The sequence below is a fragment of the Corynebacterium sp. HMSC072G08 genome, from assembly GCF_001809185.1.
Lineage (GTDB): Bacteria > Actinomycetota > Actinomycetes > Mycobacteriales > Mycobacteriaceae > Corynebacterium > Corynebacterium phoceense.
In genome coordinates, this window is sequence record NZ_KV796452.1 from 19,830 (window position 1) to 28,356 (window position 8,527).

Sequence of the window (8,527 nt, forward strand, 5' to 3'; positions counted from 1 at the left end):
AAACTAGACACTAAGAGCAAATTCAGTCGTGTGAAAGGAACTGTGATGACTTCTGCTCAGCGTGTGACGATTACGGGCGCGGCCGGCAATATCGGCTACGCCCTTGCTTTCCGTGTGGCTTCCGGCGAGGTCTTCGGCAAGGACGTGCCGGTCGACTTGGTGTTGCTGGAGATTGAGCCCGCGAAGCAGGCCGCGACCGGCGTGGCCATGGAGCTTGCCGATGCCGCCTTCCCGCTGCTCCAGTCCGTCACCGTCACCACCGACTTGGAGGAAGCATTCACCGGCACCACCGCCGCGTTCCTCGTCGGCTCCCGCCCGCGCACGAAGGGTATGGAGCGCGCTGACCTGCTCAGCGCCAACGGCGCCATCTTCGGCCCGCAGGGCAAGGCCATCAATGACTTCGCGGACCGCGACGTCAAGGTGCTCGTCGTGGGCAACCCGGCGAACACGAACGCGCTTATTGCTTCGAAGAATGCGCCGGATCTGGACCCACGTCAGTTCACCGCTCTCATGCGTCTCGACCACAACCGTGCACTGAGCCAGCTGGCCGAGAAGACCGGCAAGCGCACGACGGACTTCACGAAGGTCGCGGTCTGGGGCAACCACTCCGCTTCCCAGTTCCCGGATCTCACGTTCGCCGAGGCAAATGGCGAGAAGGTCGAGGTCGACCAGGCCTGGTACGCCGATGAGTTCATTCCGCGCGTGGCCAAGCGCGGTGCCGAGATCATCGAGGTCCGCGGTTCGTCGTCTGCTGCGTCGGCGGCCTCGGCGGCCATCGATCACATGCGCGACTGGTTCGCCGGCACCGAGGACTGGCGCACCGCCGCTGTTGTCTCGGACGGCAGCTACGGCGTGGACGAGGGACTCATCTGCGGCTTCCCGACCATTGCGCGCGACGGTAAGTGGGAGATCGTTCAGGGCCTCGAGCTCAGCGACTTCCAGAAGGAGCGCATCGAGGCCTCCGTCGCCGAGCTGCGCGCCGAGCGCGAGGCCGTGAAGGATCTCCTCTAGCTCAGCTCGAGGTTGTCAATGAGCCGGACCGGGCCGACCCACGCTGCGCACAGCGCGAGGGCCGGGCGCTGGTCCGGCTCGACTGCGTTCAGGGTAAGCGGGTCGACGACGACGAGGTAGTCGAGCCTGTCGATCATCGCGCGGGCTTCGTCAAGCGTGGCGCCGTCGCGCAGCGCGAAGAGCGCCTGGGACAGCTGGAGGGCCTGCGGGCGCTCGTCGGGGGAGAGGCGCTGGTTGCGGCTGGACTCGGCGAGGCCGTCGGCGGCGCGGACGATGGGGACCGCCACGATGTCGACGGGCAGGTCGAGGTCGGCGACCATGCGGCGAATGATAGCGACCTGCTGTGCGTCTTTCTGGCCGAAGTAGGCGCGGTCCGGGCGCACGAGGTTGAACAGCTTGGTCACGACGGTGGCGACACCATCGAAGTGCCCGGGGCGCGTCACACCCTCGAGGGCCTCGCCCATGCGGCCGGTGCGTACCCAGATGGCCTGGCCGTTCGGGTACATCTCCTCCGGCGAGGGCGCGAAGACTGCGTCGACGCCGAGCGACTCGAGGAACGCGGCGTCCGCGTCGAGGTTACGCGGGTATTCGCGGTAATCCTCGCAGTCGCCGAGCTTGTCGAACTGCAGGGGATTGACGAAGACGGAGACAACCACGGTGTCGTTCTCTTCGCGTGCGCGGCGCACGAGTGAGGCGTGGCCGCCGTGGAGCGCGCCCATGGTGGGAACCAATCCGACCGAGCCAGTGCGTTGGAATGCGAATAGTTGAGCTTTAGTGGTGAGAATCTGCATTAGTCCTGAAAGCTTTCTGCCTCGGAGGGGAAGGAGCCGGAGTTGATGTCTGCGATGTAGGAGGAGACGGCCTCGGTGAGCGTGGCGCGCAGGTCTGCGTACGTGCGGGAGAAGCGCGGGGCGACGGTGGACAGTCCGGCCATGTCGGTCCATACGAGGATCTGGCCGTCGGTGTCGGCCCCGGCGCCGATGCCGATCGTTGGGATGTCGATGGTCTTCGTGACGCGCGCGGCAACGGGGGCCGGGACCATCTCGAGGACGACGGCGAAGGCGCCGGCGGTGGCGAGGGAGGAGGCATCGGCAAGCAAGCGGTCGGCTTGGTCCCCGCGGCCCTGGACGCGGAAGCCGCCCAAGGCGTGGACGGACTGGGGCGTGAACCCGATGTGCGCGCAGACAGGGATGCCTGCGGCGACCAACTTCTCGACGGTGGGGGCGAGCTCCGCGCCGCCCTCGAACTTCACGGCGTGCGCCCCGGTCTCCTTCATGACGCGGACAGCGGATTCGAGCGCCTGCGAAGGCGAGGCCTCGTAGGAGCCGAAGGGAAGATCGACGACGACGAAGGCGCGTTGTGTGGCGGCGACGACGGCCTTGGCCATGGTGATGGTTTCGTCGAGGGTAAGGGAGAGCGTGGTCTCGCGGCCGTAGACGACATTCGCGGCGGAGTCACCGACGAGGAGGAGTTCGATGCCGGCTTCGTCAAAGATACCGGCGGTGAGGGCATCGTAGCTGGTCAAGCAGGAAAACTTGGTTCCTTGTGCATGCGCGTCGAGGAAGTGGCGCGTGCGCAGGCGGGTTACTTGTGAAGACATGGAAAGCAATGTAGCGCCGGGCGCGCGCGGGCGGGGGAAAATGCTGGAATGGGGGTAAGAATTCGGCGTTGACGCACAGGGTAGACTTGGCCGGGTGACTGAGCGAAATGACAAGAATTTAGTTGGTACCAACCGCGCCGACGCGCTGCCCAAGTCCTGGGATCCGCAGTCGGTCGAATCTGACCTCTACGAAGGCTGGGTGAAGGCGGGCTACTTCACACCGTCGGCCGAGTCCGAGGCCGAGCCGTATTCCATCGTGTTGCCGCCGCCGAACGTCACCGGTCAGCTGCACATGGGCCACGCCTTGGACCACACGCTCATCGACTCGATTATCCGCCGCAAGCGCATGCAGGGCTTCGCTACGCTGTGGCTGCCGGGCGCGGACCACGCGGGTATCGCGACCCAGACCAAGGTCGAGGCCAAGCTTAAGGAGACCGAGGGCAAGTCCCGCTGGGACTACGACCGCGAGGAATTCATTGAGAAGGTCTGGGAGTGGAAGCGCGAGTACGGCGGAACTATTCAGAATCAGATGCGCGCCATCGGCGACTCCGTGGACTGGTCCCGCGAGCGCTTTACGCTTGATGATGGTCTCTCTCGCGCCGTCCAGACTATCTTCAAGCAGCTCTACGACGAAGGCCTGATCTATCAAGCCAACCGCCTGGTCAACTGGTCGCCGGTGCTCGAGACCGCCGTCTCCGACATCGAGGTCGTCTACAAAGACGTCGAGGGTGAGCTCGTCTCCATTCGCTACGGCTCCCTCAATGACGACGAGCCGCACCTCATCGTGGCCACGACCCGTGTGGAGACAATGCTCGGCGACGTCGCGATTGCCGTCCACCCGGACGACGAGCGCTACAAGGACCTCGTCGGCCAGGAGTTCCCGCACCCATTCCGCGACGACCTCACGCTCAAGGTCATCGCCGACGACTACGTGGACATGGAATTCGGCACCGGCGCCGTGAAGATCACTCCGGCCCACGACCCGAACGACTACCAGATGGGCCTGCGCCACAACCTGGACATGCCGAACATCATGGACACGACCGGCCATATCGCAAACACGGGCACCCAGTTCGATGGTTTGACCCGCGAAGAGGCCCGCGTGCAGATCCGCGAGGCGCTCGCCGAGCAGGGGCGCATTGTCAAGGAAATCCGCCCCTACGTCCACTCCGTGGGCCACTCGGAGCGTTCCGGCGAGCCCGTCGAGCCGCGCCTGTCCCTGCAGTGGTTCGTCGCCGTGGAGAAGCTCGCCAAGTACTCCGGCGACGCCGTCCGCGAGGGCGATACCGTCATCCACCCGACCTCCCTGGAGCCGCGTTACTTCGACTGGGTCGATGACATGCACGACTGGTGCATTTCGCGCCAGCTGTGGTGGGGCCACCGTATCCCGATCTGGTACGGCCCGGACGGCGATATCGTCTGCGTCGGCCCCGACGAGGAGCCGCCGGCCGGCTACGTCCAGGACCCCGACGTCCTCGACACCTGGTTCTCCTCGGCGTTGTGGCCCTTCTCCACGCTCGGCTGGCCGGAGAAGACCCCGGATCTGGAGAAGTTCTATCCCACGAACGTGCTCGTCACCGCGTACGACATCCTCTTCTTCTGGGTCGCTCGCATGATGATGTTCGGCACCTTCGCGGGGGCTCATACCCCGGAGCTCCTCGGCGAAGGCAAGGACGGCCGTCCGCAGATTCCGTTCCACGACATCTATCTGCACGGCCTCGTCCGCGACGAGCAGGGCCGCAAGATGTCCAAGTCGCTCGGCAACGGCATCGACCCCATGGACTGGGTCCGCGACTACGGCGCGGACGCCCTGCGCTTCACCCTCGCGCGCGGCGCCAACCCGGGCGTTGACCTGCCGCTGGGCCAGGACGCTGCCGCGGCCTCCCGCAACTTCGCCACGAAGCTCTTCAACGCCACGAAGTTCGCGCTCATGAACGGCGCGGGCGTGGGCGAGCTGCCCGCTCGCGACGCGCTCACGGATGCCGACCGCTGGATCCTCGACCGCGCCGAAGAGGTCCGCGTTCAGGTGGATAAGTACCTGGACGACTACCAGTTCGCCAAGGCCAACGAGCTGCTCTACCACTTCGCGTGGGACGAGCTGTGCGACTGGTACGTCGAGATTGCCAAGACGCAGATCCCGCGCGACTTCGATTCGGCAGAAACGTCAGACGCGGAGCGGCTGACCGGCCACAATACGCAGCTCGTTCTGGGCCGCGTCCTCGACGTGGTCCTGCGCCTGCTCCACCCGACCATGCCGTTTGTCACCGAGGTCCTGTGGAAGGCTCTCACCGGCGGCGAGACCATCGTCGTCGCCCCGTGGCCGACGCAGGAGGACACCAACGGTGGCGCCGAGAAGGACGAGGTTGCTGCGCGCCGCATCGCGGACGCGGACAAGCTCATCACCGAGCTGCGCCGCTTCCGCTCCGACCAAGGCGTCAAGCCTTCGCAGAAGGTCCCGGGCCGCCTCGATTTCGCCGCCTGCGATCTAGTGCCGCTCGAGGCTATGATCCGCAACCTCGCCAACACAACCGAGCCGGAAGACGGCTTCGCGCCGTCCGCGTCCATCGAGGTGCGCCTCACCCAGGCCACCGTCGAGGTCGCACTGGATACCTCCGGCACCGTCGACGTCGAGGCCGAGCGCAAGCGCCTGACCAAGGACCTGGGCAAGGCGGAGAAGGAACTTGAGCAGACCGGCAAGAAGCTCGCCAATGAGGCCTTCCTTTCCAAGGCTCCCGATACCGTCGTGGAGAAGATCCGCACCCGCCAGCAGGTTGCACAAGAAGAGGTCGAGCGCATTACCGCACGCCTGGAGGCACTCAAGTAGTGGCAGACAAGAAGGACAGCAAGGACGACGAGTTCGAGATCGTCGACGCACTTGCCGAGGGCACCGCGGACAGCCCGGTGGAGATCACCGACTCCGGGCTCACGCTCAACCTCGGCATGGGTTCCGAGGACGAGTACGAGGAGCCCGCGCCCGCGGAGGACACCCCTGAAGAGCTGGCTCAGCTGGCAGCACTCGAGGCGGAGCTCAACGCGCGCCCGCGCGAGACGGATCCGAATCCCTCGCTCGACCGCGTGGAGATGCTCCTCGACATCTTGGGCAACCCGGAGAAGACTTTCCCGGCCATCCACATCGCCGGCACGAATGGAAAGACCTCAACCGCTCGTCTTACGGATTCGCTCCTGCGCGCCTTCCACCGCCGCACCGGCCTGTTCACCACGCCAGCACTGAGCAGGATGACCGAGTGCATCGTCATCGACGGCAATCCCATTCCCGCGCGCGACCTCGTACGCATCTGGGAGGAGATCGCCCCTTACGTGGCGATGGTCGACGACAAGTTCGCCGGGCAAGCCCCGATGAGCAAGTTCGAAGTCCTCGTGGCGCTGGCCTTCGCGGCCTTCGCGGACGCTCCCGTCGACGTCGCCGTCGTCGAGGTCGGCATGGGCGGCACCTGGGACGCCACGAACGTCATCAACGCGGACGTCTCCGTCATCACGCCTATCGGCATGGACCACATGAACTGGCTGGGGGAGACCCTCCCGGAGATCGCTGAGCAGAAGGCCGGTATTATCAAGCCGCGCCCGCACGACGAGGGCTTCGACGCCGGCCCGGACGAGAACATCGCGATCATTGGCGTGCAGGAGCCCGACGCCATGAAGGTCCTCCTCCAGCGCGCCGTAGACACTGACTCTGGTGTCGCGCGCGAGGGCTCCGAGTTCGCCGTCGCCGAGTCTGCTGTCGCCGTGGGCGGCCAGCAGCTCATTCTGCGCGGCCTGGGCGGCACCTACGAGGGCATCTTCATTCCGCTCTTCGGCGAGCACCAGGCCCACAACGCGGCCACCGCTCTCGCCGCTGTGGAGGCCTTCTTCGGCGCCCACGCTGGCCACGCCCTCGACATCGCAAGTGTCCGCAACGGCTTCGCCCAAGCCACGGTCCCGGGCCGCTTCGAGCGCTTGCGTGCCAACCCGGCGGTCTTCGTTGACTCCGCGCATAACGCGCACGGCATGCGTTCGCTCGTCGCCGCGCTCGACCGCGACTTCGACTTCGCAGACGTCACCGCCGTCGTGTCCATCTTCGGTGACAAGGACGTCCTCGACATCTTGAAGACGCTCGAGCCCGCTGTCAATCGCGTGGTCATCACGCAGAATTCCAACCCCCGCGCGATGGAGATGGAGGAGCTCGCGGAACTCGCCGCCGACGTCTTCGGCGACGAGCGCGTCTACACCGCGCATACCATCCTCGACGCGGTGGACCAGGCTATCGAGCTCGCCGACGAAGACGGCGCCCAGGCCTTCGCGGGCAAGGGCATCATCATCACCGGCTCCGTCGCCACGGCCGGCGAGGCCCGCACCCTCCTGGGAGCGTAGATGGGCTGGCTCGTCCACAACGCGTGGCTCAACTGGCCGGTCTTTGACCGCCAGTTCGGCCTGCTTGAGGACGCCGCCCGCGCCCGCGGGCTCACGCTGGACCGCGTCACCAATGCCCATGCCCAGCTTGCCGATGCCCCCTCCTTCGCCCTGGCCTTCGACAAGGACGTCGCACTCCTCCGGCTCCTCGAGGCCCGGGGCACGCGCGTATTCAACTCCGCCGCGGCCGTCGAGACTTGCGATTCCAAGGCGCTCACGTACCCGGCCCTGCTCGCCGCAGGCGTGCCTCAGCCGGATACGTTGCTCGTGCCGCTGCGCTTTGCCCCGCAGACCGCCTGGGGCAAGTACGCCGACGCCGCCATCGACACTCTCGGGCTCCCGCTCGTGGCCAAGCGTGCCCGCAGCTCCTGGGGCGCGGGCGTGGAATTAGTCGAGTCCCGCGCCGGACTCCTGGACTTCCTGTGCGGCCTGGGCACGGAGGACGCCGTCCTCCAGCGCTTCATCGCCGCGGCCACGGGCACGGACGCGCGCCTCTACTTCGTGGGCGATGACCTCGTCGCTGCCATGATCCGCCGCAGCTCCGGTGACTTTCGTGCGAATATCGCAGCCGGCGGCACGGCCGAGGCCTTTGCTCCCGATGCCGCCACCATCGCGGCTGCGCGGGGCGCTATGGGCGCGACCGGCCTCGACTTCGGCGGCATCGACGTGCTCTTCGATGCCGACGGCGCGCCGCTTATCTGCGAGGTCAATTCCAACGCTCAATTCGTGGCGCTCACGGAGACCACCGGCGTCGACGTCGCAGGGGCAATTCTGGACCACGTCGCGGCCCGTATTAATTAGACTTGCCCTGCCGGTTTTGGCAAACTCACTTGCATGACTTCGCGCAACAACAACCGTGACGAACTGCGGGGCAAGCCCCGCGTCGAGTCAGAGGTAGGCCCGCTGGGCATGGGGCACGCCCCGGCCAAGGACCCGCTCAAGCAGTTCACTGGCATGGTGCTGGCCAACGGGCTCACCATGGAGGTCATCACGCTGGTCCTCGCCCTGCTGGCGTTGCGCATGCTCTACAACGGCGAGCTGTGGACGACCACCACTATCGCGCTGGTGGGCGCGTGGCTCGCGTTCCACGTCATCATGTTCGCTTTCATTAAGAAGCCGTGGGCGCTCGCCGTCATCTTCGCCGGCCAAATCGTGGGCGCTGCGATGGGCATCTTCATCCACTGGTCTGTGCTCGCCGTTGCCATCATCTTTGCGATGCTATGGGGACTGGCGTTGTATCTGCGCTCCATCATTGTCGAGCGCATGCGCCGCGGTTACCTCACGACGCAACACCTCGACGCTCCGAATTAATCGCTAGAAGGGGAGCTTCGGCAGCTTGAGACCGGGGATCATGCCGTGGATAACGGCGTAGCCGACGCTGCCTAGAGCCGCGAGGAGCGTAAGGATCGGCACGATCCAGGCCACCGTCGCCGAGGCACTCATCGACTCCGGCTTGCTTGACTTCTCCGACTCGGGCTTTTCCGGCTTCGGGTTTTCAGGTTTGGGCTT

The 8,527-nt window shown here is 65.9% G+C and carries 8 protein-coding genes; 5 read left to right on the plus strand and 3 right to left on the minus strand.

Annotated features, from left to right (window positions below; all coding sequences use genetic code 11):
* Positions 1 to 45: 45 nt before the first annotated feature.
* Positions 46 to 1,011 carry a malate dehydrogenase gene (locus HMPREF2559_RS10170; protein WP_066490512.1) on the plus strand — a complete coding sequence of 322 codons (966 nt, stop codon included), beginning with the start codon at positions 46 to 48 and terminating at the stop codon, positions 1,009 to 1,011.
* On the opposite strand, the gene panC is transcribed toward HMPREF2559_RS10170, so the two are convergent.
* Entirely contained in the window at positions 1,008 to 1,802 is a 795-nt protein-coding gene (gene panC, locus HMPREF2559_RS10175; RefSeq protein ID WP_066490515.1) for a pantoate--beta-alanine ligase, read from the minus strand. The genes HMPREF2559_RS10170 and panC overlap by 4 nt on opposite strands.
* Complete coding sequence (gene panB, locus HMPREF2559_RS10180) at positions 1,802 to 2,611, minus strand: 3-methyl-2-oxobutanoate hydroxymethyltransferase (RefSeq protein ID WP_070540619.1); 810 nt, start codon at positions 2,609 to 2,611, stop codon at positions 1,802 to 1,804. Before panB ends, panC begins: the two co-directional genes overlap by 1 nt.
* 94 nt (positions 2,612 to 2,705) lie before the next feature.
* Between panB and HMPREF2559_RS10185 the strand changes: the two genes are divergently transcribed.
* Genes HMPREF2559_RS10185 through HMPREF2559_RS10200 form a run of 4 tightly spaced genes read left to right on the plus strand, consistent with a single transcriptional unit; the run spans position 2,706 to position 8,329 of the window.
* Entirely contained in the window at positions 2,706 to 5,435 is a 2,730-nt protein-coding gene (locus HMPREF2559_RS10185; RefSeq protein ID WP_066490518.1) for a valine--tRNA ligase, read from the plus strand.
* Positions 5,435 to 6,979, plus strand: a complete 1,545-nt coding sequence (locus HMPREF2559_RS10190; RefSeq protein ID WP_066511358.1) for a bifunctional folylpolyglutamate synthase/dihydrofolate synthase — start codon at positions 5,435 to 5,437, stop codon at positions 6,977 to 6,979. Before HMPREF2559_RS10185 ends, HMPREF2559_RS10190 begins: the two co-directional genes overlap by 1 nt.
* Complete coding sequence (locus HMPREF2559_RS10195) at positions 6,980 to 7,819, plus strand: ATP-grasp domain-containing protein (protein ID WP_066490523.1); 840 nt, start codon at positions 6,980 to 6,982, stop codon at positions 7,817 to 7,819. It abuts the gene before it with no gap.
* A gap of 33 nt (positions 7,820 to 7,852) precedes the next feature.
* Positions 7,853 to 8,329 carry a DUF4233 domain-containing protein gene (locus HMPREF2559_RS10200; RefSeq protein WP_066490525.1) on the plus strand — a complete coding sequence of 159 codons (477 nt, stop codon included), beginning with the start codon at positions 7,853 to 7,855 and terminating at the stop codon, positions 8,327 to 8,329.
* A gap of 3 nt (positions 8,330 to 8,332) precedes the next feature.
* Here the strand turns inward: HMPREF2559_RS10200 and HMPREF2559_RS13065 are convergent.
* The coding region (locus tag HMPREF2559_RS13065; protein WP_168162249.1) for a hypothetical protein at positions 8,333 to 8,527 on the minus strand (195 nt) is incomplete at its 5' end.

Bases quoted from the DNA above. Each gene is read 5' to 3' on its own strand.
- HMPREF2559_RS10170 (WP_066490512.1), top strand. From the start codon at position 46: ATGACTTCTGCTCAGCGTGTGACGATTACGGGCGCGGCCGGCAATATC.
- panC (WP_066490515.1), bottom strand. From the start codon at position 1,802: ATGCAGATTCTCACCACTAAAGCTCAACTATTCGCATTCCAACGCACT.
- panB (WP_070540619.1), bottom strand. From the start codon at position 2,611: ATGTCTTCACAAGTAACCCGCCTGCGCACGCGCCACTTCCTCGACGCG.
- HMPREF2559_RS10195 (WP_066490523.1), top strand. From the start codon at position 6,980: ATGGGCTGGCTCGTCCACAACGCGTGGCTCAACTGGCCGGTCTTTGAC.
- HMPREF2559_RS10200 (WP_066490525.1), top strand. From the start codon at position 7,853: ATGACTTCGCGCAACAACAACCGTGACGAACTGCGGGGCAAGCCCCGC.